Annotated in this window: 26 protein-coding genes, 1 tRNA gene and 1 rRNA gene; 11 read left to right on the top strand and 17 right to left on the bottom strand. The window is 36.7% G+C overall.

Annotated features, from left to right (window positions below):
* Nucleotides 1-79 precede the first annotated feature (79 nt).
* The 3 genes from rrf (at nucleotide 80) to L1068_RS20430 (ending at nucleotide 1840) form a co-directional block, all read left to right on the top strand.
* Nucleotides 80-194 (top strand): 5S ribosomal RNA (rrf, locus tag L1068_RS20420).
* 582 nt (nucleotides 195-776) lie between these two features.
* Nucleotides 777-861, top strand: a tRNA-Leu gene (locus L1068_RS20425).
* 466 nt (nucleotides 862-1327) lie between these two features.
* Entirely contained in the window at nucleotides 1328-1840 is a 513-nt protein-coding gene (locus tag L1068_RS20430) for an SLATT domain-containing protein (RefSeq protein WP_237131724.1), read from the top strand.
* Nucleotides 1841-1858: 18 nt separating this feature from the next.
* Here the strand turns inward: L1068_RS20430 and L1068_RS20435 are convergent, their stop codons facing one another.
* Nucleotides 1859-2869 (bottom strand): RelA/SpoT domain-containing protein, encoded by a 1011-nt coding sequence (locus L1068_RS20435; RefSeq protein WP_237131725.1) that lies wholly within the window; start codon nucleotides 2867-2869, stop codon nucleotides 1859-1861.
* Nucleotides 2869-3936 (bottom strand): nucleoid-associated protein, encoded by a 1068-nt coding sequence (locus L1068_RS20440; RefSeq protein ID WP_237131726.1) that lies wholly within the window; start codon nucleotides 3934-3936, stop codon nucleotides 2869-2871. The genes L1068_RS20435 and L1068_RS20440 overlap by 1 nt, the downstream gene beginning before the upstream one ends.
* A 225-nt stretch (nucleotides 3937-4161) precedes the next feature.
* Between L1068_RS20440 and L1068_RS20445 the strand changes: the two genes are divergently transcribed.
* Nucleotides 4162-5349: a site-specific integrase gene (locus L1068_RS20445; RefSeq protein ID WP_237131727.1), complete on the top strand. Its 1188-nt coding sequence runs from the start codon at nucleotides 4162-4164 to the stop codon at nucleotides 5347-5349.
* A gap of 11 nt (nucleotides 5350-5360) precedes the next feature.
* On the opposite strand, the gene L1068_RS20450 is transcribed toward L1068_RS20445, so the two are convergent.
* Nucleotides 5361-6104, bottom strand: coding sequence for a hypothetical protein (locus L1068_RS20450; protein ID WP_237131728.1), 744 nt, complete (start codon nucleotides 6102-6104; stop codon nucleotides 5361-5363).
* A 134-nt stretch (nucleotides 6105-6238) separates the two neighbouring features.
* On the opposite strand from L1068_RS20450, the gene L1068_RS20455 reads away from it, so the two are divergent.
* The 5 genes from L1068_RS20455 to L1068_RS20475 all read left to right on the top strand — a co-directional run bounded on the left by L1068_RS20455 (nucleotide 6239) and on the right by L1068_RS20475 (nucleotide 8860).
* Nucleotides 6239-6586 carry a hypothetical protein gene (locus L1068_RS20455; RefSeq protein ID WP_237131730.1) on the top strand — a complete coding sequence of 116 codons (348 nt, stop codon included), beginning with the start codon at nucleotides 6239-6241 and terminating at the stop codon, nucleotides 6584-6586.
* Nucleotides 6579-6902, top strand: coding sequence for a DUF1232 domain-containing protein (locus L1068_RS20460; protein ID WP_237131732.1), 324 nt, complete (start codon nucleotides 6579-6581; stop codon nucleotides 6900-6902). Before L1068_RS20455 ends, L1068_RS20460 begins: the two co-directional genes overlap by 8 nt.
* Before the next feature lie 10 nt (nucleotides 6903-6912).
* Nucleotides 6913-7380: a hypothetical protein gene (locus tag L1068_RS20465; RefSeq protein WP_237131734.1), complete on the top strand. Its 468-nt coding sequence runs from the start codon at nucleotides 6913-6915 to the stop codon at nucleotides 7378-7380.
* Between the two features lie 66 nt (nucleotides 7381-7446).
* Nucleotides 7447-7866: a DUF2787 family protein gene (locus L1068_RS20470; RefSeq protein ID WP_237131736.1), complete on the top strand. Its 420-nt coding sequence runs from the start codon at nucleotides 7447-7449 to the stop codon at nucleotides 7864-7866.
* Between the two features lie 208 nt (nucleotides 7867-8074).
* Nucleotides 8075-8860 carry a hypothetical protein gene (locus L1068_RS20475; protein ID WP_237131738.1) on the top strand — a complete coding sequence of 262 codons (786 nt, stop codon included), beginning with the start codon at nucleotides 8075-8077 and terminating at the stop codon, nucleotides 8858-8860.
* Between the two features lie 16 nt (nucleotides 8861-8876).
* On the opposite strand, the gene L1068_RS20480 is transcribed toward L1068_RS20475, so the two are convergent.
* Together L1068_RS20480 and L1068_RS20485 are read right to left on the bottom strand one after the other, a co-directional pair.
* Nucleotides 8877-9362, bottom strand: a complete 486-nt coding sequence (locus L1068_RS20480; protein WP_237131740.1) for a hypothetical protein — start codon at nucleotides 9360-9362, stop codon at nucleotides 8877-8879.
* A 45-nt stretch (nucleotides 9363-9407) separates the two neighbouring features.
* Entirely contained in the window at nucleotides 9408-10289 is an 882-nt protein-coding gene (locus L1068_RS20485; protein WP_237131744.1) for a WYL domain-containing protein, read from the bottom strand.
* Nucleotides 10290-10526: 237 nt separating this feature from the next.
* Here L1068_RS20485 and L1068_RS20490 point away from each other — a divergent pair, with 237 nt between their 5' ends.
* Complete coding sequence (locus tag L1068_RS20490) at nucleotides 10527-10898, top strand: hypothetical protein (RefSeq protein WP_237131745.1); 372 nt, start codon at nucleotides 10527-10529, stop codon at nucleotides 10896-10898.
* A gap of 313 nt (nucleotides 10899-11211) precedes the next feature.
* On the opposite strand, the gene L1068_RS20495 is transcribed toward L1068_RS20490, so the two are convergent.
* From L1068_RS20495 to L1068_RS20525, 7 genes are all read right to left on the bottom strand, one after another.
* Nucleotides 11212-11565 carry a hypothetical protein gene (locus L1068_RS20495; RefSeq protein ID WP_237131746.1) on the bottom strand — a complete coding sequence of 118 codons (354 nt, stop codon included), beginning with the start codon at nucleotides 11563-11565 and terminating at the stop codon, nucleotides 11212-11214.
* A complete protein-coding gene (locus L1068_RS20500) occupies nucleotides 11565-12197 on the bottom strand; it encodes a hypothetical protein (RefSeq protein WP_237131748.1) in 633 nt (210 codons plus the stop codon). Before L1068_RS20500 ends, L1068_RS20495 begins: the two co-directional genes overlap by 1 nt.
* Nucleotides 12198-12324: 127 nt before the next feature.
* Nucleotides 12325-13809: a hypothetical protein gene (locus tag L1068_RS20505; RefSeq protein WP_237131749.1), complete on the bottom strand. Its 1485-nt coding sequence runs from the start codon at nucleotides 13807-13809 to the stop codon at nucleotides 12325-12327.
* A gap of 1 nt (nucleotide 13810) precedes the next feature.
* The gene (locus L1068_RS20510) at nucleotides 13811-15190 is read right to left on the bottom strand and encodes a DNA polymerase (RefSeq protein ID WP_237131750.1); all 1380 of its coding nucleotides are present in this window, start codon (nucleotides 15188-15190) and stop codon (nucleotides 13811-13813) included.
* 3 nt (nucleotides 15191-15193) lie between these two features.
* Nucleotides 15194-15733, bottom strand: coding sequence for a hypothetical protein (locus L1068_RS20515; protein ID WP_237131751.1), 540 nt, complete (start codon nucleotides 15731-15733; stop codon nucleotides 15194-15196).
* A gap of 9 nt (nucleotides 15734-15742) precedes the next feature.
* The gene (locus tag L1068_RS20520) at nucleotides 15743-15934 is read right to left on the bottom strand and encodes a helix-turn-helix domain-containing protein (protein WP_237131752.1); all 192 of its coding nucleotides are present in this window, start codon (nucleotides 15932-15934) and stop codon (nucleotides 15743-15745) included.
* A 155-nt stretch (nucleotides 15935-16089) separates the two neighbouring features.
* A complete protein-coding gene (locus tag L1068_RS20525; protein WP_237131753.1) occupies nucleotides 16090-17217 on the bottom strand; it encodes a tyrosine-type recombinase/integrase in 1128 nt (375 codons plus the stop codon).
* Nucleotides 17218-17588: 371 nt separating this feature from the next.
* On the opposite strand from L1068_RS20525, the gene L1068_RS20530 reads away from it, so the two are divergent.
* Nucleotides 17589-18845: a hypothetical protein gene (locus tag L1068_RS20530; protein WP_237131754.1), complete on the top strand. Its 1257-nt coding sequence runs from the start codon at nucleotides 17589-17591 to the stop codon at nucleotides 18843-18845.
* A 412-nt stretch (nucleotides 18846-19257) separates the two neighbouring features.
* On the opposite strand, the gene L1068_RS20535 is transcribed toward L1068_RS20530, so the two are convergent.
* The 5 genes from L1068_RS20535 to L1068_RS20555 all read right to left on the bottom strand — a co-directional run bounded on the left by L1068_RS20535 (nucleotide 19258) and on the right by L1068_RS20555 (nucleotide 26220).
* Nucleotides 19258-20118: a hypothetical protein gene (locus L1068_RS20535; protein WP_237131755.1), complete on the bottom strand. Its 861-nt coding sequence runs from the start codon at nucleotides 20116-20118 to the stop codon at nucleotides 19258-19260.
* Nucleotides 20103-21320: a hypothetical protein gene (locus tag L1068_RS20540; protein WP_237131756.1), complete on the bottom strand. Its 1218-nt coding sequence runs from the start codon at nucleotides 21318-21320 to the stop codon at nucleotides 20103-20105. The genes L1068_RS20535 and L1068_RS20540 overlap by 16 nt, the downstream gene beginning before the upstream one ends.
* A complete protein-coding gene (locus L1068_RS20545; RefSeq protein ID WP_237131757.1) occupies nucleotides 21320-21952 on the bottom strand; it encodes a hypothetical protein in 633 nt (210 codons plus the stop codon). Before L1068_RS20545 ends, L1068_RS20540 begins: the two co-directional genes overlap by 1 nt.
* Before the next feature lie 2 nt (nucleotides 21953-21954).
* Nucleotides 21955-25614, bottom strand: a complete 3660-nt coding sequence (locus tag L1068_RS20550; protein ID WP_237131758.1) for an ATP-binding protein — start codon at nucleotides 25612-25614, stop codon at nucleotides 21955-21957.
* A 435-nt stretch (nucleotides 25615-26049) separates the two neighbouring features.
* Nucleotides 26050-26220, bottom strand: a complete 171-nt coding sequence (locus L1068_RS20555; protein ID WP_171039495.1) for a hypothetical protein — start codon at nucleotides 26218-26220, stop codon at nucleotides 26050-26052.
* Between the last annotated feature and the right edge of the window lie 185 nt (nucleotides 26221-26405).

The following is a 26405-nucleotide window of genomic DNA, read 5'->3' on the forward strand; positions in this document are numbered from 1 at the left end:
ATTAAAGAAACCCGTTGCTTAAATGCAACGGGTTTTTTAAAGCCTAAAATAAATAATAAAAAGCAAATTACCGAATTTGCTTGGTGACTATAGCGTTTTGGAACCACCTGAATCCATGCCGAACTCAGAAGTGAAACGAAACAGCGTCGATGATAGTGTGGGTTCGCCCATGTGAAAGTAGAACATCGCCAAGCTCCTAATTTAAAAAAAGCCTCAACATTATGTTGAGGCTTTTTTGCATTTATGATTCAAAAAAACAGGGTGAACGCCCATGTGCCTCTTCACCGCTGTAGGCACTAGAACACCTCCAACGCTAATAACTAAATGAAAAGCCCGCTCAATGTGCTGGCTTTTGGATATTACTTATCAGAAGTTACTAAATATTTACCATTGCTAACAAGTAGTAGTAACTGCGAAACGACCCTGCTTTATTATGAAATCTAAAGTCTTTAACTAACAATTTATATATCGCTACGTAAATAACCCTACTCGTAAACTAATCGCTTTGATTTATCATCGATATATAGTTTTCTTTCAAGCAATAAGCCCACTCTGCAAGAGTATTAATTAGGATTTGAGTTTATTTCCTAACCAGTTGAGTCGTAAACATAAAAAACTACTTGCTGTGGTACTATTAGTTTGTATAATGCAATTACTTTATAAAGCGTAGCCTTTGTATTGTAATTTGTGCCAGTGTGATGGAATTGGTAGACATAGGGGATTCAAAATCCTTTGCATGGACAGCAAAAATCTTGAGAAAACACAGTTTATATTGTGCCAGTGTGATGGAATTGGTAGACATAGGGGATTCAAAATCCCCCGCAGCAATGCGTGGCGGTTCGAGTCCGCCCACTGGTACCATTCCCTTGAAAAGTAAAGAGTTTTTCAAGGTTGTAAGCCGACATTATGTCGGTTTTTTTGTGCCTTAAATTTGCCTTTATATACATTACTGCCGTTATAAACGTCTCTTCGGGGTTAAGTTTATAACACTATATCCAAGCTGAAATTCGAACCCTCCGGTCTATATCTGGTCTTTTGTCTGTGCGTATTCTGTGCGTGATGAAAATTTCTAATACCCATAGATTTTTATTGGTACTTAAAGCTTTTGCATCAGCTCATTTAGAATGATGACTATTAAGTTTCTTGTCACCACAGCTTTGTTTTATAAAAAGTAGTTTTAACTACGGTCTAACTCCTTGAGCTATTTTCGCAGGGCTTAAAATTTTTTAATGACAACAATTAAAATAGTGATTTTTCAGTTAGCATATGAGTAAGGTAGTACAGTCACCTAGTTGGAAAAACTTGTAAACTAAAGGATAAAAATTATATGAATGAAGATCAAAAGCTACTGTTGACAGATTGGTTTCGTCGAGCAAGAGAAAGCCAATACATCCACTATGCTAGTGCAGAATACTATTCTAATAAACATTATTGGCTGGGTATACCATCTATGGCTCTTGGAGTGATCGTCGGAACTGCAGTATTTGCATCTTTTGAAACAGAGGCTACAGGTGCTTTCAAGATAGCTTTAGGGTTAATTAGTATCCTAGCTTCAGTACTTACCGCTTTAAACACTTTTCTAGATTTTTCTTCAAAAGCCGAAAAGCACAGAACAGCGGCAGCGGGATATTCATCAATAAGAAAAACATTAGAAAGGATAAAGACCTCTGAGCAGAATTACATAAATACATTTGATAATGAAATGGAAAAATTACAAAAAGAGCTTGATGCTTTAGCAGACAAATCTCCTAATCCACCTAAAAAAGTCTCTAAAAAAGAAATAAACCGATTAAAATCAACAGAACATAAAAAAATATTCCATATTCCTGCTTCTCGGTAAAGTATTAGTCAACGACTATTAAGTTGTCTGCCACGGGGCAGACAACCCCAAATCACTATATACAGATTCAAGCGGCTTTTTATCACTAGGCCATAGCCGATGGAACGATTTTCTAAACCGTCTCGCTAAGAAATAAATTAACAAAATTACATCTTGCCTAAATTCTACAAAGTGAAGCGAGTGTTGTTTAATTTTATCTGGTATGTAGGAGTATGTTTCGTCAGCAAGGAATGATTGAAATGATTCTATATCTGTTTTTTCTAAAATGGATGAAAAACAATCAAGTAGATATTCAGAGTTTAAATCATTATCAACCAGCGCAACGTCAGCTAACCTATTCTTGGCTTCTAACTGTACAGCAGCTTTCCATGATTCAATGTATGAAGAGGCACTCTCTAGAATATTTTTAGCTTCACACAGAAGCTCATCCGTTGTTTCCATCAAAGCCATGCTTTTTGCGAATGAACGGATTACTTCCGGCTCTGCTTTTATATGACTTTTGTATATAGTGTCATGTGCAAGTTCAGCATATGCATGTTGCATTAGTGTTCTAATCTGTACCTCACATGGCGTACCTTTACGGACAATACAGCCTTCAATGTCTAGTTCTTCATTGCAATAAACAACATAATGCACAGATTGGTAATCAAACATTCTAGGATCGTTGTCCTTCCAATCATCAAACTCTTTGGATTTTTCAAATCTCCAAGTGTTTGTATTTTCGACAATTTCGGAAACTTCAGTCAACTGGGATGTAAGTAGAACGACAAATCGAATGGCTGCTTTGTCTGTTATTTCTTGATACGGGTTTGAGTAATAACTAGCGTGTCGTACAAATGCTTTGGTTACCAATGAGTCAGTATTCTTAACTCTATAACTCGGTGGGATCTTTACAAAGTCAGAATATGCCTTTTCTGAGACTAGATGCTTTTTAAGCTGTGAGTTTATTTCTTCCAATACATGTTTAGCCCATGTTTTATACATAGGCTTATCTTTTTCGTATTGTTCTATAAACTGCTTCTGATTCATTAGTCTTGAGTTGTTAAGTGACCTTGGATAGTCAGCGTAGTCGACTCATCATTGATTTCTACTACGTTTACCACTTCGTTAAATTTATCTGCTGGGGCAATGATCTTAACATTGCTAGAAAAATTCACCTTTCTCTGTCGTAGCTTTTTAGAAATGAGCTTTATGTCTTTGACTACAGCTGTTGTAGGAAAGTTCTTCTTTTCCATATAGTAAAGATAGTCGTCTTTTGAATCTTCAGCTATATACTTCTCAGCGAATTCACTTGTTTGGATGGTTGTACTTTGGTCTGTCTTGAGATAAGTGTACAGCGCTTGATGACTATCTAGCTTTTCTTCATCCGACATATCAGCCGTGTCAACAAACTCTTTTGTAAATTTGTGAAAATCTCTAGTTCTTTGCTGCGAGTTCTCGGGGATTTTCAAACCTAAAAAATTACTATAGAAGTATTGTGCAGCAGTGCTATCGTCTTGTGCTTTGATATTGCTATCAAAAATCGTTGCGATGAAATCCTCTACTGAACGTTCTTCTGAATCTTCAGAGTGCTGAGTATTTTCAACGAATACACCAACCTTGTATAGCCTAGCTTGAGGTGTAAGAATTAGGTTTTCTATGTACTCTAACAAAATTTCATCTTGAGTTACTTCTTCTTTGAACCCAGACTGAGGCTCTGCTTTTATAATAAAGAGACATCGCTTATTTGAAGCTCCTGCCGTACCCCTAATTACTACAAGCGTGCCGCCAGGCCAAGATTTATTCGTATGAGCAGCTGTGTGTAAATTGGCTATTTCGCCAGAGTTTTCTTTGAAATATTCAGTATCATTAGAAATAAGCTGAGATGCTTGATAAAAGCAGCTAGTTTTACTTGTCTGTGCAATTTCCATTTCCAAGCTTTGCGAATCATGTCCTAGAACTTTACTTATACGGACTTCTAATTTCGACTCTGCCTCGGGAGAAAGCTTGGTTAACTTTTTACTTATAAAGGGTTTTACAGCGCCATCGTCATTTGGGGGGTAGACATTGTGTAAGATAATTTCGTTGAATGTTAGGTTATCAAAAATAAACGACATTAAAGTTTAATTCCATTTAACTAAAGAGATTTCGTAACACTATCAATCTATTTTTTTATAAGCAATGATTAAGTAATAAGTAACTCGAATAGATCAAAACAAGAGTTGTTTAGGAACGCTAAGTTCCGAAATTTGTACGTATATAGATCTCTAGTTGTGGCGTAAACCTTAAGTTTTTAAACACATATCAAAACCTTGGTTATAACCAATCAACCGAGGTTTTATATGAAGAAAAAATTCAAATTTACCAATGCTAGTATCAAGGCGCTACCCGCTAACCCTAAAGATGCGAGAGGGACTGATTTAGAAGTATCTGATACTGAAATTGTTGGCCTTAAGTGCCTATCTGGTAAGAATGGCAGCAAGCGATTCTTACTCAGGTATACCTTTCAAAGTCGAAAATGCAGTATTGCATTGGGGCGATTTCCCGAAGTCGATGTTGGTGCTGCTCGTCGTATCGCTAGCAAATACAAGTTGCAACTGGCCGAAGGCGTAAACCCGCAAGATGCGAAAAGCTCTACCAATAACATGCCTACCGTTTCAGAGTTCTTCTGGAACACTTATTTACCCGTGGCCAAGCAACGAAAGAAATCGTGGGACGATGATATATCTCGCTTTGAGCATCACTGTAAGCCTGTTTGGAATATTCGCTATGATGAATTAAAAGCGAGTCATGTTCAGAATGTACAAAATGAAATGATGGCGACTAAATCAAAGCGCGGAAACTACGCACCAGCAACCTGTAATAGGGTATTAGCTTTGTTAAAAACAATAGGCACTCTAGCAGAAAAACTACTGGATATTCCTAATGTTGCTAAAAAGGTGTCGATGTTGCCTGAAAACAATGCTCGTACTCGTTACTGCTCTATTGAAGAGGTACAGGCCATTATCAAGGAGGCAAGGCGCTATCATCAATTCACAATTGGCGCTTACATTGCCATGTTGTTTCTAACTGGCTGTAGAGCTTCTGAAATGCGATTAAGGAAGTGGGAAGATCTGAACTTAGCAGAGCGAACACTGACGATAGGCAAAACGAAAAACGGCACTCCTCACGTTGTGTATCTTACAGATATGATGCTTGAGATCATCTGTGACTTACCTCGTGTAAGTGGTAATGCATATATATTTGCAGGTACAAAGGCGAACAGACCTATTTGTGAAGGACGTTATGCTTTTGAGACCATCAAGAAACGGGCAGGAATACATAAGCCCAATGAGGTTGTATTTCATACTGCGCGACACTCTTTCGCTAGTAATATGCTAAGTCACAGTAAAGAAACAGGCGCCGATATTCGTACTGTACAAGTGTTATTGAATCACAAGGATTTAAGTTCAACAATGCGATACAGTAAGATTTCACCAGACAAACAGCGTGATACTATGAACAGTTTGGATACTCTTATTTCTAAATAATTAATAGCCGCTTAATTAAGCGGCTTTACGCTTGTGGAAATACTAGCAATTTCTTCATTGATGTATTTCTTTAAATGCTTTTCAGGGGCAGCAAGATCGGGTTGTTTATATGGTGAGTAAGCTATTTTTTGAATGTGATATTGCCAACTGGAAGTATTTACGCTGTTATGGAAGCCCATCAACGCAAGAAGCGAAGCGGGACTGTTAGCTTTTAAAAACATGCTTTTATTGAGAGTGATTTTTTCATGGGAAGTCCCCTGTACTAAGTTGCCGAAGAAATTATTTAAAACTTTTTCGGAAGGAGGTCTTTTTTTGTTGATAATTTTATCCCGTAAGCCACACAGAATAATGATATCCGTATAATAATATGCCACATTTAGCCCATTATTATCTTCGATCTCAATTAAGATAACTCCCCCCTGATAACCAGTATGAGACTGAGTACATGTAAATCCTAAATCTTCGGCGATATACATATCTGGCCTTAATAGGGACTTATGTATTTGCCAATTTTTCGTATTAGCCCTTTTCATTACAGTTTTAAGCTGGATCTTAGAAAGCAGATCTTTATCGTCAAAAATATAATCAAATCCGTCTTGATCGACTTCAGGTGTATATGCGTTTAGAAAGTATCCCCTTTCTGCAGCAGCTAATTTTAAATCAAATAGCAGCTTGTTATTGATAATGGATTCCTTCGCGTGACTATTTAAAGGTGAAAATAAGAACTCTTCTAACTGTGTTTTTTTTGATTGCATGTGACCTGAAATCCTCTCTACTTAGGCATATATAATAGCGTTTTTAAAAGCATAAGAAACACATATCACTAATACGACATTAACAGCCAGAACCTTTGTGGGTTCTGGCTTTTTCATTTCTGGAGTATGTAATTATGCAGATCATTAACCATTGGCCTGATGCCGACGAAATAAGCTTACCCGCAAAAGTTTCGTCAGAGCTAATCAACTATCTAGTAGAGCCATTTGCTAGTGAATCGGAAGCACAAGCGTTCTGGCAAGAATGCCCTAGTACGATCATAGTGCTAAACGAAAATACAAATTTGGCAGAGATTTGCGGCTCAATCTGTCAATCAATTTCATTTTGCCTTAACTATCCTGAGTTTGAAGAAGCGCTGCCAAATGGTTATCGCTTGTTACTTGCGATTATCAATGATGAAGGCGCAGGGTGTTATTTAGTGTTGCCATCAAACCTTGATATGACCGAGGTGATGGATGGCTAGGAAAAAGCAAAGTCCTTTCAGTCATACTAAAACATGGCAAAAGCTCAAGCAGATTAAAGGCATTAAGCAGCTTACAGAAAGCGCACTTTTGCTTTACAGCTTAATTCTCGATGGCGATACACCTAAGTGGGTCAAAGCCGTTTGTATCACTGCTATCGCCTATCTAGTTTTTCCAACTGACTCTATCCCTGATGCACTTCCTGCAATGGGTTACTGCGATGACTTGTTGTGTATTAGCACTGCAATTGGTGCTGTAACGAGTCATATCCAACCGCATCACAAAGACCAAGCTAACGATATTTTCAACCAACTATAGGAGGCCAATCATGGCTCGTAAAACTACAAAAGATCAAAAGGAACATAGTAAAACAGCAGATACTGAGCAATTACCAGAAACCCATCAAATACTCATTGATGATAAGGCAAGTAAGCTCAGCCCTAAGCAACCTGGATTTATTTACTTCGAGCTGGGTAAGCACTTAGAAACTAACGAACTTGAACTTCGACTAAAAGGTAATGATGGTGGCGGTCTGCACTCGAAAGAATGGGTGAAGCTATCTACCATCTTAGAAATACTAGACCAGCAAGAGGAAGATAAACCGTTCAAATCTAGTGTATTCAAGCCAGTATTTGCAGGTAAGAGCGCAAATAACGCTTCTTTTATTGCTGCGGTTTTACGCTGTAGCGCTATAGCACTGACAGATTCAACTGAAAACTCTACCTTTCTTCATATGCTTAATAAGAATTTTAAGAGCAGAAGAGAAGCATTACTTAAGCTTGCTAGTAGTAAGTAAAGAATACCAGTTCATACTTGTATCTCACCGCTAGGGTTCTCTAGCAACTTAAAAAAGGAAATCATAATGAAACTGACTTTTGACCAAAGCCAGTGCTTTGCTGTGCCTGAAAAACTGTTCTCAGTTTTGAACATTGAACTGGCTAAATGGCCTGACGTTAATCTTTCAGCGACTAGCATTATCTTTAATTTCAGAGATGTTAATTACAGTCCTGAAAACGGAGGTTTTCACCCTGTCGAGATAAGACTGATTAAGCAAAAGGAGCTATGGCATTTTGATTACATCACTGACTTTAGCTACCAAGGTACTGGATACCCTGAATTGGTGAAAGAAATTGATGTATGTTTTCAATCATCTGAAGTAACCCATTTGCATTTAGGCTTGCTGACCAAAGCGAGTGCAGATGAACTAGTCGAGCTGTTTCTAACCAACTTCATTGATTATGTCGAAATGGATGTGTTCACGGTTGAAATAGCGTTTAGCTAAGCTAAAAGTAACGGGAAAAGACCAGAAGACACGGAAGGTCTTCTGGTTATTTCTCACATGTAGGGCTACAGGCCTTACCTAGTAAGAGGTTTAGTTTTTTACTTTCAGATTGACGCGGCGGATTCCGTATCCGTTGTGTGCATTTCTTGACTCAACTGAAAAGCTGTATAAGTATACAGGTATCAAATTGAGTTAATGAAGCAGAAATATGTACACAGAACCATTCAAAGTATTGAAAGAAAAAGTTCCATTTTTAGAGTTCGCATGGCGCATGGGAAAATTGATTATTAACCCTAAGATTGACTCGAAGGATACTTTTTCTTCTAGCGACAGCCGTTATGCTTTGTGGGATATCTTTCTAGCTCTGTCTCTAATCGCTGTGGTTATGACTTTAGGGTATGTTTTCACTGGCGATGATTATTTTCAAAGAGCACAAAAAGTACTTAATCAAAGTAACATGCTCTTTAGCTTGGGCTATTATGCAGTATTAACCCTGTTCTCATTCTTTCTTATCGCATTGTGTCTATTTCGATTCTTACAAAAAAGGAAAGATTCTCTTACTGACGCATTTTTAGCTACTTTGTTCTTTGCTCGGTGCCATGCACTTAAGATTATTTTAATCGCACCATTCATAATCTGGAATATTGATTTACTTTCCAGTGAGTTAATGAATTACGATGAATACATTGAGCAAAACCTAGCTAAGTCTTTAGGTATAGGGGCGATAGCTTTAATTTTACTAGTTTGGTGTATATATGAACCTCTTAGAAAATTTGTTTTTCCGACTAAAGAGATTTGGCTTTCTTACATGTTAATTACAATGATGCTATACGCATCTACTGAATTAAACCAGAGAGTACCAGCTTTAGTTACACTAAACTTTCATAACTTTTTTAGTTGTGACAAAGCATATAAGTCACAGAAATTCTCTGCATTATCAGAAGCTCAAAAGATGAAGTTTAAGCAGAATTGTGAAAACTCAGATTGGAAATAAGCTAACGCACTTGGCGTTAGCTCCTATATCCATAGAACCAGCTAAGATCCCAGTCTATTGGTGATATGAAATCATCAGGAGCATCGCTCATTGAGCTTTGATTCCATTCTTCTTTAGGCAGCGTTGGAAAACTTACTATTTGTTGAACTATGTCTTCACAGGCATGATTGATTGGCTCATGGAAGTAATGAATAAGCTTGCCTCGCTTGTTGTAAATAGCGATACCGAAGTTAACTACGTGCTCTACCTTACCTATAATGCAGCAACGGATCAGGTCATCATTTTCGGTATCAATAAAGCTTATTGGATCTAACTCGCTGTCTTTAAGCTCGATTGATAGATTCAGTTTGAGTTGATTAATAGACTCCGTTTCATCAGGGAAAGCGCGACCAAGTACATTACCGTCAAAGTCATAAATGCTGATGAAGCCATGTGCTGATGTTATTGTTTGGCCTACTGATTCAGGTGCAATATCCAGCGCCATTAAGATAGATTGAGACATAAGAATTCCTTAGTTTGAACATATTCAATCTATTGTTCTTCGTTGCTATCTACTCATTTTGTCTATTGAAAATTGTAACTCTGTTAATAAAGCTTGTTTTAACTCTTTAGGTGATAAGATTTCGATATCAGGTAGCCAGTATTTTAGTACTGGGAGTATTTGATTTTTGTCTGTTATCAATGCAGTGGCTAGTAGGCAGCCGTCATCAAGCCCTTTGATGATGTTTTGCTCTGGTAGTAGGTTACTAGCGGTAAAGTGACTGGCTATTGCTGCATCAATTTTTACTACGACTTCTATTGGTGTTTCTGTTAACCATAACATGGCCTGTTGTCGAATCTGCTGCTCTATAGAAATATCATATTCGAACTTTTCTGGAGCTATGTTTACTTTACTTATCCTAGTAACTTTAAATGATTTCAATGTTCCATTATGTAACGCAGACAAATACCAAACCCCACGATCATTCACGAGCTTATAAGGCTGAGAAAAAAGATAAGTCTGTTGCTTGTATTCAAAGTCGATCAAATGATGATTTTGAATGGCTAACGTAAGTTGTTTGAAGGACTCTGTGTATTCGGATATATCCTCAACTTTGATATCTCGAAACAAGAATGGCGGTTGCTTATTTGTAGGTCTGTTAAATGACAAAACATCGAAAGATGGAAACATTGAAGCTAAGCCTAGTTGTTCTAAAACTGGCTTAAGGTCAGCTTTCCTATTTCTGCCTAAGTACACTGGATTTAGAGAATAAGTCGAGCCGTCTCGCTCAATTGGCAGATAGCAAAGTCGCTCATTGAAATCTCGCTGAAGCGTTCTTTCGGTCACATTAAACTCTTGGGCTAGCACGGACAAAGTTAAACGCTCACCAGAATTTAATCGGGTAAGTATCAATCCTAACCTTTTAGCCAGAGTGTCATGTTCAGTCATCCACATAATTCTATGGGGGCACTGCGAAAAGAGGTGACGTCCATGTGAAAATTTTTACGAATCTAGCTTTATTACGCTAAGCCTTTTGACATAAGGCTTTTAGCTCTAAGCTTAGCTCTCCGCGTAGCCAAAACACCACACATTTTATTTAAACCAACTGATTCGGCGCGACACAACCTGTCGAGCAGCCTAGTTACACTTAATTAACTATTGAAAGATCAATAAGAAGGAATAGACATGGAATCATCGAAGAATAAGTTCATCTTAGCTGTAATCTCAGCACTATTATCAATCTATATATTTTGGCTGGCTTGGGGTGGTGACGAATTCAACCTAGGTAGAGCTGTATTTTCTAGCGTATTAGGCGTTGGCTTTGCCTTATCAGTGCTAGCGGTTCTGCTTGGTGCTAAATCACAGTTATTAAACAAGGCAACAATGCTTCTAGTTGGAGTTCCTTCACTTATATTGCTTGCGTTATTTTTGTGGTTCTTAGTTGATGGGACTTGGGATTTCACATTGAGTAAGGTTGCTGGTGTATTTGCATATGCTTACGGTGTTTATATCGCAGGGGCATTGGCAAGTCATTCAGAGCAACAGGAAGCATCTTAGTTATGAGTTCGCTCATTTATTTCATTATTTTGGTAGTGATTGTTCTAGTGCTAAATAAGATATTTGAAGACCCGAAAGCAGCTGTACTGGCTGCTTTTGTCTTTTTAGTGCTTGTGACTTGCGCGGGGTAAAGTCTATGTTGTCTTTCTTGATTAGCTTTATAATTTACTTAGTGCTGGTGATTGTAATTGGAGCGCTATTTGAGCTGCCACCTAAAGTGGTTCTAGTTGCGTTTGCTATTGGGGTTTGGTGGTTGTTCTTTTAGCTGCTCAATTAGTTTGATTTTACAAAAAAAAAGCGGCTCAGAGCCGCTTTATTTTTTTGCTGGAGGATAAACTGGTTCATCTATATCGAATTCTATAATAGCGCCTGACAGACTATTTGGCTCAGTTGCCAATTCTGGTCTGTTGAGTGTTTTCGGGGCGTTATCAGTTACGGCCTCAGTTTTAATAGTTTTCTTTACCTTAATTATATCTCTGAGTATTTGTCTTAATTCCTCTCTGTGCCTCAATACACAAAATATTTCAGGCAAATCTAACTCTATACATTTATTCCCTTGGTACAGTCGAAAAATCGGCCAGTTATAGTCCCATATCACTTCTACGCTAGATTCCATCTTGGCGTATTTGTGTAATCTTTCATTTATATAAGTACTGCGAGAAGTCATTAGTTACCTCCTTGCAATACATCAAGGTACTTTTTATAAAGCTTTCCTCCCGTGGGGAAAGGTGAATCAGAGTCAACGTAACATTTGTAGCATTTAATTTGGTTGATTAACTTACTGTATTTTGAGCCTTGATCAATTTCCAGCCTTTCAAAACGTCTTCCAACAATGCTTGTTAATAACTCTAACTTTTCTGGGCACTCTGTATGTAAGATGTATAAATAATCAACTACAGTCCAACAATCTACAACATCAAATAAATCCTCGAAATATAGAGCAACACCTGCAGCTCCAAGCAATAAATTTTTAAGCTTTGTAGCATGTCGTTTTTGGTAAGTATTTATGTATTGTAGAGCGTCAAGAACTGCTTCAGGTAATCCGCTCCACTTTGTGGCGTGCGAAATAAACCTCTTTTCCTCATACTTTTTATTTTCGAACGATTTAATTATGACTAATAGTTGTTCGTCGACTATGAAGCAGCCAATGTTATACGGAATAAACCAGTTTTGACGAATACCATTAAATGTTCCTATGCCATCTTCTGTTTGCAGATGATCTTCATTGACCACAAATATATGTCTAGGAAAGTAATCTTGGTCAACTTTAATTGCGTAAGGTGATTTTTTTAGATCCATGTTTTTTACTCATGTTGATTAAAAGTCGAAGTTATTTTTAATCAATTGAACTAATAAAATTCTGAAAATGAGGTTTTCGGGATCGTTATTACAAAAGTGAAACAAAGCGGCAAATTGCCGCTTTAGTTTAAGCGACAAATTTTTCGAACTTGTGAGAAGGTGATTTGACTTTTGAGCTTGCATTATCAGCTGCCGTAATAGAAATCATTCTGTCGCCCGATTTAGTTTTCTCTATAACAACACCTTGCTCTCTCAATGCTGGCGTAATTTTAACTAGCCTTATCCCCAAAGCCCTAGCAGAACGAGGCCATTTTGCATCTCTGGTGACATCAAGATCGCAAATCAAGTTCATCTTGGAAAGTAGTTGTTCTGCTGTTCCTTTCCATTTTGATTGCTTCTTCATTATCTTCATAATTGCGCTAGCTGTAGAGTCATAGTCCAGAGCTACAGCTAAAGCTTCTGACTGCATATTATTCATCGCAGCCATGAACGCACCAGCTTCCCAGCCTAAGACAGTTTCAACAGCTACACCAATTCGACAAAAGTCAGTAAGTCTTGTCGACTCCTTAAGTTCAATGCTCTCATGTATCGCTAAAACTTTTGATACTAAGTCGTATAATGCCCCCAATATTTTAGGCTTGTCTGATTCAAAATCTTTCCAAAATAGGGTTTCTGCTACCCGTTTAGATTTGTCTATTGCAGGTAGAATTAATTGAATACAACGACTTAACAAATCTGGTGCCGTAATAATATCAGCATCAATACCGTTGATGATTAATAATCTCGTTATCTCGAAAGAGACTAAATCTGTATCTGTGTATAACCGTCTCTTACTGAATCCTGCTCCTGTACATAACTGACATGCGATATCCATAAGCTTTGGACTAAGTTTAGAAGCATTATCAATACAGACTAGTGCATTATTTAGTGCCGATAGTAATAGATCACTTTTAGATGAAGGTGTCGTTTGGGCTTTCACCTTTGACGGGTCGATTAACTCTCGAATAAGCCGTGTAGTTGTACTTTTTGAAGAGCCTTGTTCACCATTCAATAAAATGAAAGGTTTGCTTGGTAAGTCAAAAAATGCAGCAACGAGATACACTGTTACTAAAATCCAACTTTCTTCACTTCCTAGATTTAAGTATTTATCACGTAGGAGTGTTAAATCACCTCCTTCTTGCGCAATAGGTAAGGCTGCTGCCATTTTGGACTGTATGAAATATACGGTTGGAGCTTTGTCTATAACGTAGCCATCCTTAGTGATTTTCATCACTTCTCGCTTTTCATTACCTAAATCTATGTAACAGTTATTATCGCTATATGCCAAACGTAAGGCTGTGACGACTTTCCGGCCACTGAACTTAGCCATACTGCTTAAATGTTCAATCGCATCTTTAATATCATAGCTTCGCAATGGACGACCGAAGGCATCATAGAATGACTTGCGAAGCCAGTCTTGGAAGTCTTGTCCAAACATGGATATGACCTGTTGCTGCCCTTGATTGACTATTTCAATATGAGGAGTCTCATTTTGATCGACCACTAAATTTGAGTTTTCTTCGACAAGTTCAATAATTGCCTCTAAAAACGTCTTCTTCTCTTCATTACTCATGCTACTTCTCCAATAATGATAATAAATTTTGATTTTTTGAGCCTATATCGGTCGATACTTTTAGCTCTATGCCCAATAAGTTAAGTGATTCACTTTTCATGATGTTTTCTAACTTTTTTGCCATAGAAAACGCTTGTTTAGGCTCACTCTCATACAAGAATCCATCATGATTTAGTCCGATTGGTACATATCCAATAGCCATAGAAGTATTAACTACTCTTCTAAGCAGCAGTGCGCCTGTTGCCTGAATTGGCCAGTTAATAATGCTCAAAGGTGGCGAGTCTGAATTAACAAGCGCGTACCAGCTGCCGTCAATATCAAGCCTTCTTTTGCAGTAAGCTTCTTCTAGAACTTCTGTTGTCCAAGTCCAATATCGGCTGAAACAATCTTGATGAATGTTATAGAGCTCAGTAACTATGCTCTTACTAAGTGAGGTTTTACGGAGCAATTGCTCAGTAACACCTGATCCATATTGCAACGAGATGAAAAGTCTTTTGGCACTTTTGATGCTAATGTGAGGCGTAACTTGTTGGGCAAACCAACTATATGGGTCTCCATTTTTATAAAGGTCTAACAGAACACTGTCTTTGCTTAAAGCAGCAGCTATCCCAATCTCTTGACGGTGATAATCGAGATGCAATAGACAATTACCTTGCACGGGAATAATGACAGTTCGGTAACAGGATTTTATAGAAAGTGGATACGATGCACTGCTTTTAGAGTTACGGCCAGTGCTTGTACCAAATGCACGAATAGGTGAATTACTTCGATAATCGCTATTAGTAAAACTTTTAAGATCTTTATAGGTTTTTACGTCTTGTTTTTTTAGTAAATCCAAAGCGTCACTATTTAGTTTTATACCCCTTAAAGTTATCTTACTTGCGTTAATTGAGAAGGTGGAACGAGCAAGCGCATGTTCCAAACTTACTTTGTTGGATATTTTTTTCCATAGCTCGATCTGCCAGTTAGCATTGCGAATTGTTAGTTTTTTTTGTTCCTTCTTTATGAATTCAGAATTATTTGCCATGAATGGGTGAAGCCATAATTCATCGCTTAGTGTAGCTCTTGTTATGCCTTCAAGTTTTGCGATTTCGCTAAGTTCATAGTCAAATACCGAAACACTAGAAGTAGAAGCTTTACATCTACCTGAGATGACATTTTTTAACAGACAATATTCAACTCTTAGGTCGATTATTCGGCTTGGTACTTCGATCCCTGCATTGTAAAGGTAGGGGATTAACTTAGGTAAATTGAAACATAGGAACACGCTATCAGGACTAATAGTGTCTATCGCATACTCTTTGCCTAGAGCATCTATAACGGATAAAGATGAATGAGTATTGGCTATAAAGCCAATACTCATTAATTGAGACTCATTCATTTCTTAGAAACCGATTAGTTCTTTCATAACAGGGTGTTCCGAATCTGTTATGAATCGATCATCAAATGCTTGCTCAATCATCTCTTCTAATGAAATATCTGGCCACTCTGGTTGCTTAAATGGCTTCTGACTTTCAATAGTTCGGTATGCCTCATCAAAGCGAGATACTCTGATGTAGTTTTTCATACCTTTTTGGACAGCGTCATGGGCAGAGCGAACCCACGAGTTTTTTCTATTTGCTGGCGTTGGAGCTGGTACAGACAGAACAAACGTTTCTCCTGTACGCATCATCGCTAGATATAACTGACGAGCTTTGGCATCACCACTTAATATATCCGCAATATCTTTAGCTACTATGTACTGATTACCATCTTTATCTGCAACAGTATGCGTTGTAAAAACTAATGATTCATCATCACAAACAGTGAATACATCCTTTGGAAATGAACTAATGCGTAAGCCTTCTGATTGCGATTCAGGAAGGTCAATAAGACCAGCTGTTCCAAAAATTTCTAAGTTTACTTCTGTGTTTTCAATAGACATATCTATCTCCTAATTTACGTTTGTAAGTTGTTGTTGTTCAAATTTAATAACTTCTTCAATAGGGAAGCGGACAAGCCTTCCAACTCGAATAAAAGCAGGTAGTTTTTCTGGCTCATAAATCATTGCCTTATCTACCCATGACGCAGAAACTCGAAAGTACTCCGCTAGCTCTTTCTTGGTAAAAAATTTTGTGTTGCTCATTAACTCCTCTTTTCATTTGGTGTCTGTAGTTTGAATCTTACGGATCGGCTAATTACCAATCTGAGCAAATGAGGTTTTCGGGAGGGAAAGCGTTTAGTGATATAAGTGGTAAGTAAACTCAGTTTTACCACCAAATTTACTTACCTTAATAGTATCTATTTAAAGTGTTCTACTACCAACTCAGACGCTGATTTCATTACATCGTCGCTGTGATAGATATAGCGACTAGTTACTTTTAAGTCGCTGTGATTCAGTAATTTAGATGCGATGTGTACATTTTGTTTAGCTACTATTGAGCAGAAAATGGCTCTACAGTAATGATATCCAAACTCTGAGATACCAGCTTTTATAGCCATATTTTTGAGCAAGGCTCTCGGCGCAACCATTGCACTATTCGGTCGAACAGGCGATGGGAACAAGTAATCATTCCACGTTGAATTTATTAAATACTCAAACACTTTCTTAGCTTCACTATTGATTGGCAGTTGAATTGGCCTATCAGACTTATTGTATCTAACCCAGAAGCTCGATAAGTCCTTAGCAATGTCGCTTTTCTTTAGAGCGAGTGCTTCAGAAACTCTTAAGCCTGTGTATATTAAAAGCAAGACTAAGCTATAGCCTAAATGTTCGCCTTGATTGTTTTTGCAGATATTCATGAGTGACTTTACTTGCTCGTCAGAGGGTAAGTTCTTTTTGTTAACGTTGTTCTCTGCACGCTTTTTTAACCCCTTAACTGGGTGGTCACTTTCATGAACAAAGCCCAACTCGACCGCTAAGGAAAAAACACTGCTCAACAGGGACTGATCGCGATTCACTGTAGCTGGTTTGACTGTCATAGATCTTTTTTCTAGGAAACTAGAAATGTCCAAACGTCCAATATGTCCGACTTGCTTATTACCTAAAGCAGGCAAAATGATATTTTCGAGCCGCCTTATGTATTCTCTACCCGTTTTGTTTTCTACAACGACCCAATTTTTATAGTGTTTATTGATAAACTCTCGCAAAGTAAGACTATCTTTTTTTCGGTAATTTTGGGTTTGTATATCAAGCTTGAATTGAGCGGCCAATTGCCTAGCCTTCGGAATTGGCAAGTATGGGTATGTCCCCAGAGTTTCACAGTAACGCTGATTTTTCCAACATACTCTTGCAACAAAGCTCTTTGTGTTTGCATAGGCGATTACCCTCAGTACGGGTTCGCTAAGATCTATTATCTCCAGCTGTTTTTTCTCTTCAATATTGATTGATTCAATGTATTTCTTGGTTAGTTGCACTTTGGACGACATATTGTTTCCTCTCAATTCCATAGTGCGGCGTAAATTACAAAAAGAATGTCGGAGACGCTGTTGAGTTGTAAATTTCAAGAAAAAATAAATTCAGTGGTGAGACTTGCAAGTAGATGCCAAGCATGTGTAATATTAGTGCTCCTACTCACTTAGTCCACCTAGTTTAATAGCAAACTAGCTCCCCTAAGTAGATACTGGTTCGAGCTAAGCTTTATATCGGTGAATGGTTTTGAAATTAATTTATCAAATTAATTTTTTAAACTGTTTACTGAATTAAGAGCTTGGATTGGATACAACTTCCTCGTAAAGCCTTAATTTTAGACGGTTTAACAAATTGATTTTTTTGTTATAACTACATAAGAGGCTTGTTCATGAAAAATTTAAATAACCTTTCATTATTAAAAACAGTTAACTGCTACGCTGATTTTCTTCGAGAACAGACTATTTCTACGGAAAACGTAACATGGGTTGAAAACCTATTCGGGTTGAATAAGCTACTCACTACTAAGAAGCTGGATTTTGGTAGCATCAGACCTTATCCAATTAAATCACTTAATGCTTCAAATACAATTCTGGATGCGGATGCAACATACATTCAGCCTTATTTGTTAAATGCTATTTCGGATAACTTAAATGTAGTACCAGAGCACTTATTGATTGAAAACAGATGGGATCACAGCGTTTACTACGAATTAGGTTTAGAAAACCATCTTGAAAGAAACGCTCTTATCTACAATGGTGATGTAGAGGTATTTAAGAGTGTCATTGCAAAAATGTTCTGTGAGTGGGATCACAAAAATACATTTATTCCTGTCAGTTTTGTTTTACCTAAGAGTCAGAAGCATTGGGATGTGTTTAATTTTTCTAAAGAGGAGACAGCCGATTTCTTGAGCTCTACTAATGGGAAGCTTGCATTGCTTTCTATTTTGCAGTTATTGGATGTGCCTGATAGTTTTCTCAAATCAATTCTTAGGTTATCGGGTCTAACTTACCCAAGAAATAAAGAAGACTTGGCTACTTTAGTACATCTCAACGACTTGTATGGAGGTGTAGAAGAGTCTTTAAATGGTTATTGCCTAACGTCAAAGGCAAAGTCTGAATTGAAACCTCTGATGAATTTTGATGATGCTCAAAATACTAATGAGCAAACAGCTGTTATACCTAGAATTATTAGTAACAACAAAGACACTGATTTAAAGTACGGTGTTTTATCTGCACTTAAAGAAAACAAGAGAGAAGGCAAGCTCGCTACCGAAAAAGACCTAGAAAAAATTAGAGAGAGTGCTAGCTTTTGTGTGTCTCTTACTGGTGGAACAATCGTAACGCTAAATCTTCCTGTCACTGACGATACATTCCGTTTAGGGAAATGCTCGACGCCAACAATTATTGCACCTAAAGTATGGCTAGAATTTATTAAGTCAAATAGAGCTTCAAATAATAGACAAGATAACCTAGACACAATACCAGCAAAAAAGTTAAACGAAACAAAGAGGCAGCTTTCGAGCCGCATCAAAAAAACAGGCCGTATTCTTAATAAAAGATTTACGCGGGAAATGCAGGATCAAACTATTGATAAGTCAGCTAGGGAATTTCACTATTCCTATCCAGCACCTATCTTGAACCGTTGATTTTGGGCATTTAGGACATTTGGGCGTTTGCCAAAGGTAGCAAAACAGATAAGGCCTATTGGCCTTATCTGTCTGGGTCATTAATCTGTAGCACTGGCGCATAACTCGTCTAAATCAATGCTAGGGTTGTTTACCAACAAAGGGATCAAAGCGAAATAACAATGAAACTCTTCACTGTCTAAGGGCTCGTATGGCATTATCCAAGCTCGTACATGGTCAGTTATTAATCTTTTTGCTGCACTATAGCTCATTGTATTTTGATGTTGCATGTAATTTACTCTTTGTAATTGAAAGTAAATGCAACTCTACCAATAAATATCATATATGCTGGGGTATCAGAATTTTCGGGAAGGTTAGTTCCAAAAATTTTTAGTTCGTATATTTGAGACGAGGATTACTCATATGTCCTTGCTTACTTTATGAAGAAAAGGCGTAAATTTAATTTAGCTGAGAACATCGCTTCTTGAGTTACACCAATTGATTTATCTTTAATATAATCAAATAGCAGAGAAGTCTCATTACGTGCTGAATATTTTTCTGCTGAATCAATAAACCTTTGTTGTTTATTCCATAGTGTCTTTTGGTGCTTAAGTGAAGTTGAATGATTTAAGCAGTCAATTTGAGGGTAAAGAACCGCACTAACATTAGGAATTGTATTTGCAATAACAATCCCTGAAGGATCAAGGTCAGTCATTGCAACAACTTTATTAGATAGCTTATTACAGAGTTTGTATACGCCAGAAACAGATGAGCCATTGCCTCGGTAAATAAACAAAGCGTCAATTAACTCTGTAGGAAGTAAATTCCTATATCGTCCTAATTGGATAAATGGTGTTAGGTTTTCACAAATTACAATAACTTTATGATTTATTGATGTTATTTCATTGTAATGCATTGTCAAATTTGCATTGAGGGGCAACTCGAAAATTTGATCATTGATTTGATATTTTCCGTTGAATGAAAGCATCCTGATATCATTTAATGTAACGGCGATTCTAGATAGTTTTTCATCTATTGAACTACCTTGTAGTTCAATGCGGTCACTTTCCTCATTGAATTCACTAAAAAACTCTATTTCACCTATTTCAAGTTCGAATAACTTAGCTAGATCATTTTTTTCAGCACGTGTCAGATATACATAGTGCTCTCTTCTAGTCCCTAATCCATACGATGACAAGACCTTACCAAATTTGTTAAAGGACAATCTCCCAACGCCTTTATCAAGAAACTTAGCTAAAGTGATTTTGCTCTGCTTACTTAAGGCTTGTAACATACTTCAATATCCTCAATCGCAAAGTCCCCATTGAATATTTCATCTACTTCACCTATTGGCTTAACTTCAAAATATTTACTTTTTGAGCTTGGAATACGAAACCATTCCGTATAAATCATATCTAGATAAATATCGAAATCGAGTTCAATATTGGCGGTTTGGTAATGGTTAGAAACTAGTACAGAAGTATTGTTTTTAACTGTATAAATAAGAATATCTTGTAACCAAATTTGGGATTGCGAGTCTTCCTGATGTATTTCTGTATTGTCATCGTCAAGATTTAATTCACTATTAGCTTCCCTAGATCTTTTAAAATTCTGGGTGTTGTCAACTTCAATAGATTGAATTATTTCGATCAGTTCTTTTTGAACTAGAACGTTATTATCATCAGGTAAACAATGATCTTTTATTGGGTTTACAAAATTGATAATTTGAGGAATATGCTCCTGCTCATTAACAGGAACAAGATCTTCAAAGTTAGGTTCTGAGTGTGTATCAAAAAATGTCTTAAATTCTTTAATTAACTTTGTTCGACCTTCTAACTTTCTAAATCCAACCAGAAGTGTTTGCAATATACTTAGCGCGTTTAAGAGTTCATTTTGAGCCTGAAGCTTTCCTTGAATAAGGTCTATATTTATTATTCTTATTATTTTATTGTCATTCGGAAGTCGTTGGTATATTTCTTCAGCATCAATGATGTTTAAGGCTTCACGTAAAGCTTTCGCCTCAACAATTGCTTGCTCATTTTCTTTTCGCTTTGCAGATAATGAGTTTACATAACCAAATTTATTATCTAGGCGAGTTCTAAGTTGAAGAATATTTGAATTAACCCCGTCAATTAGTTGATATATTCCATCCACTACAGCACGTTTGTACTGTTCACTGTCTAAATATGCACCTCGCGCATCTGATTGGTTCATTTGATCAAGGTTGTGGATGATAGATCGCCAATAGCCACCTACATCTATATTGGCAAGAATGTTTTTATCAGTTTTAAGAGCCATATCTAAAAACTGTTGAAAAGAAGAGCTCAGACGGATGGAGCCACTTGCAGTTTCAAAAGCTAGGTTATAGCTGTTTAACTGCTCGAAAGATGCTAATGACTGCTCTGTAGAAAATGATGCATCACCAGACATGATAGCTTCGATAGTTTCCGCGTTTTTTGCCAGCATCCTAAACAGTTTAGCTATGTGTGCTGACATTAGAAAAGCCCTTCTTGTTCAGGTTCATCAAGATCTAGAGTTTGAAACTCTTCTAGTTTATTGGCTTTAAAAAACTCCATAAAAGCCAAAACATAGGCCAATTTTCCTGTACAGACATAGATATCTACTGTTGCATCTACTTGTTTTAAAATACCTACATTTACCATATATCGAATGATCTGCTTGGTATTGTCAGTAACACTGTCTTTGGGCTTGTGCTTACTTAAAATAACCAAGCGTTCGAGAGATTTTTGTAGAGACTTATCAGACTCAATTTTTCCAACTAAAACGGATAATTTAACTTCGTCGCCAGTATATAAAGACTCTTCTCGATTAAAACTTCTTAGTATCAGCGATAGAAATTCAACTATAGGTCTTAATTCAAGCTCTATTTGCTTCACTGTTTGTTTTACAACTTTTTTCCGTTCTGGGCTGAAGGTAGTGTAAGAGCAATAAAATAGCTCTTTCTCAATTGTAGACAGTGTTCTACCTGTTTGATGTAAATGACTATTAATGCGCTCTGCATTAATTTCATTGGATAGGTAGTTAAATGCATCGGGCTGGGATATTGGGCATATGACATCACCAGCTAGAAGAGCATCTATTGTATTAGCAAATTGTTGATCAAACATGATTAAGCTCTCCCTTCTGTAATTCCATCTTCAAGTATTGCTAATAACTCATCTTGCTCATTTTTGATATGCTCGAATCTGTTCTTTGCTCTATTAACGTAATAGCGCTTGCTATAAAGACTTTTAAAATTGTTGTCAGCATTAGGTATTGCTGTGATTAAAACGTCGCCTTCTTTGCTAAACATCTCAAAAAGTGCTGATACATTTTCCACTGATATGTCACCAAGTTCGTCGACGGGGTAGCAAATACTTACTGGCTGCTCACCCTTGATCATACAACCTAGACTTGAAGTGAATGAAAGAAGTATTAAGTAACTCATACCATGCGAACTAATTTCTTTTAACTCACTTCCTGTTTTAGCTGTATGTCTTTCTCCGTTGACCTCTGCTTCAAATGATAATGTATATAAGTTTGAGTGGCGTTCAGATATTTTATTATTTGTGAAATTATCAAGAACCTCGGCCATTGAAGTGCCGTAGTCATCATTTGGCAAATCATGGCTATTTGTATCTAACCAATGTTCATGAATTTCTTTAAATTTGCGTAGAGACGTGAACATTGCATGTGAACTAAGAAGTGGCTTTAATTCAACAGATATTTTTCCTAGAGAGGTAAATACAGTTCTTTTTTCTAAATAGTGATTTACGCGATTACCAAATCTACTGATATCTGATTCATATTGCTTTAATCGCTTATAAAAACCTGTTAACAAATCGCCTCGTAGTGATGCTGTTTCTATAACGACATCTCTTGTATCAGTAATATCATTCTGAAACTCTTCAGTTATGAATCGTCCAAGCGACAAGTAATAAGGGTCGCTATCTACCAAAGCTTGATGCTCGTCTAATGACTTTTTTATTGAGCTTTTAAAGTGTGGATTTGTAGCTTGAATGAACTGCTCGGAAGCTAGTTTTACTTGTCTTTTAGATTTGTTATATCGGATTGATAAATCTCTATAATCTGCAAGAATTTCATCGTAGTTGTAAGTTAATTCACCATCTGATGCAGAGTATTCATATAAAGCATCAGTAATGGTGCCACATTTAGAAAGCTTTTCTTCTAATTCTGACTTTCTTTCTTTTTTAGTGGTAAGTGTATTTTGGAACTTTGACTTTTTGTCAGCAAAGGCTTCATCTAGTTGCTTCAACTCTCGCGCTTTATCTTCCTTTCCTTCACTGTTAGCTTGGTGTTTAGCTTGCAGAGCAGGTAATCTTTTATAGGTAGTATTGAGAAATGAGTTGTAGCTTCTTAGTAAATCAGGAACTCCCTTGATAAATTCTAGCTTAGCTTCAAGAGCATCTATTTCGTTGTCTAGTGCCTCTTGTTTATGTGTATCAATACCTTCATTGGCTAAGCGTTCCTTCTCTTCTTTTTTTAACCGTACTAACGACTCCTCATGTTGAGAATCCATTTCAGTTAAAGATTTAGTGGTTTTTTCTATATATTCTTCAAGCTGGACATTGTCCGCACTTTGAGTTGCATGCAGAGCTGAAATACGTTCAAAATGAGACTCTTTTAGTTCTTCCAAACATTTTCTATGTCTAATTTTTTGCTCTTCTTTACTTTTTTCTAATGTTTGTATTTTCTCTGCAAGTAATTTTGCTAGTTTACTTTTTTCCAACTCTGCTTTGTTATTTAAGGTATCAATATTGTTCTTAAGCTTAAATTCTTGCTCTGTTAAATCAGAAATTTTCGCCGTTAATTGGGCTTTATCCTGAGCAATATTCTTTAGCTTAGATATCGCTTCTTTAACCTGGTTCGATATTGTTTCTTTCTGCTCTGACAATTGTCCTATTCGAATGTCACATTGCTCTATTTGGGCATGTATTTCGACATCTGATTGACTGTATTTATCATCGAGCATTTCAATATCAACATGCAATCCATACACGCCATTATCGCGGCTATTATTTTTGAAACTTGGATTAAGGTTGGTGGAAGTGAGTACTTTTTCTGAAATAACTTTGCCAATATCGTCTTGCCAATTTTCGACATTATTTGTTAAGAACTCATGAACACTGCCCTTAGAGGGCTTAAGTAATTCACTAAGTGCCAATTTTTCTTCGTTAACTTTTTTTATTTCACTATCTATTGCAATAGATTCATCAACAAGTACTTTATGCTCTTTTTTTCGCTCGAACTCACTTGTATCTAGTGCAAGGTCTTCTTGTTTTTTTTTGGTTATTTGTGACGACAGATTTTGTTGTTTTGTAGTGGCAATCTCTAATTTTTCTATGATATCAACTGGTGCTTGTATGTTGCTTAATCTGCTTTGATATTCATTGATTTCATTACTTAGCCTTTGAAGTAAAAGCTTATGATCATTTTCTGTGTTAGCGATCTTTAACTGATGGTCACTATCTAATTTAGCCCGCGCTAATTCTTGATTTGTAGTTTGCTTGCTAAGCTCTTCTTTTTTCTGCGATAGAATTTTGTTTTGTTTTGTTAACTCTTTAGCGTGAAGTGTAACTCTTCGCTCTCTCAGTTTTGCAAATTCACCTTGAATATTATCAACTTTATCTAATAATACTTTTCGCTCATCTTGTGCATTTTTAAGACGCTGTTCATAATCAGGCTTCTTTGCTAGCTCACTTTCTTTATGACCGATATTTTCTTCTTCCCACTTTATTTTCTGATCTTCTATTTGTTCAATTTCAGCAATTAAGTCGGTTAAATTTCTCGTGTAGGATGTTAACTCACTTTCAAGTGTCCTTTGCTTAATATCGTATTCATTCTTTGTAATTTTAGCGTGTTCTTTCAGCTCGCTAATTTCTGATAATACAGTCGCATGTTCTTCAGTGTAGTTATCGCTAATTATTGTGATATCACGCTTAAAGTTTGATAAACGTTTAGATGATATATCTATCGATGCTATGTGCTGATTAATAACGGGTAGGAATTTTGTGTTGATGTGCTCAATGGACTTCAAGGCACGATAGTCTGACTGCCATTGCTCTAGTTTTCCGACGTCCATTTTAAATTCAAGCTCATTAGAAGCTCCGCCTAACATTATTGAAGATAGCAGTTCTTTGATCTTGGCAAAATCTGTTGAGCGTTCCAGAGCTGCTGTAATAACGGTATTTAGCATTGAAAGGTTTTTACCGTTAGATGCTAATGAGAAAGTTCGTCTGATATCTGATAATTCTTTATCTTTTAATGAAGCAGTTCCCAGAATTACCTTACGATAGGCACTTGGCGAGGTCACTACTTTTGACTTTACATTTTGAATATGAAATTTACGGTAAATATTGGAGCAAGGAACTATAACTCTAGCAGTGTCGCCTAATAAGTCGTTTTCAGTAAAGTCAGCTAGTTCAAATGGTTTATCAACGAATAGGTAATTTAGTGACTGTTCTTTACAAAAACATATAACTTGTTTGGTTCCAGATGAATTCTGGTATTCAAAAATTATGTAACTGCTTTGGCGAGGTAAATAATAATCGACAAAGGATTTTCTAATTTTTCCTCTGGCTTTAGCTACATCGCTAGGTGATTCTCCGTAGAAAATGCGTTGTAGCTTTAAGAATGTTGTTTTACCAGCAGCGTTTGTTCCACTTAGATTCACAAAACCATGTGTATCAACATTAATCCTTTTACCTTTAAAATAACTATCAATTAAAATAATTCGTAATAGTTTACTTTCTTTTAATTTAGTTTCCATTTACCTTCCTAAGGTATTAATTTCCCTGTACTAATTTCATTTTATCTTGGTTGATTAGTACAGTAAATTAATATACATCATCAATTAAAGCGGTGCCTGAACGGGCGACACCATACCCTTTAAGAACTTCACATTATGACGATGGAGCTGAACGCCAGTGATCACACACTTGCTCCCAGCGACCGTATCGATAACGTGGATAGGATGTGACATGAACTATTTTAGGTTTAGCCATGACATAACCTCCTTCTGTCTAATCTTGGAGGTGACTCTTGTAATGTGAAACAACTAAAGTTATTCTTTCAATCCATCGTACAAAGATGAATAAGTATGACTTCGAGGCTTGAAACCTCCGTTATACGGCCTGATAGAAAATATTGTCCAGATATCAACTATCATGTTTCACAGAGAATAGGTATTAGCTTTAGCTAATACCTATTTTTCTTTGCGTACCCCTTTAAATTTAGTGCCGTCTGATTTCACATCCATAAATCTTCCAGTACTTGTGTCTCTTTTGACCCAGTGTCCCGATCCAGTTTGGGTTTGTGATCTTCCTTTAACTGCACCATGTCTACGGTTATCACCTGATTTGCCATTTCCAGCCATATCAATAATCCTCTTAAAAGTTAAATTACAATATATAGTGTCTCGTTATTTTAAGTAGACACTATATATAGATCATAGTTTATTTAATGATCTGCATGTATTGTAAAGATACGTGCCAAGAAGATCAATAGGGTATATGCATAAATTTATTTATTCTTGATATGTGTATGGTTAGTTGATTAATA

The organism is Pseudoalteromonas sp. MMG024 (assembly GCF_021654175.1).
Classification (GTDB): domain Bacteria; phylum Pseudomonadota; class Gammaproteobacteria; order Enterobacterales; family Alteromonadaceae; genus Pseudoalteromonas.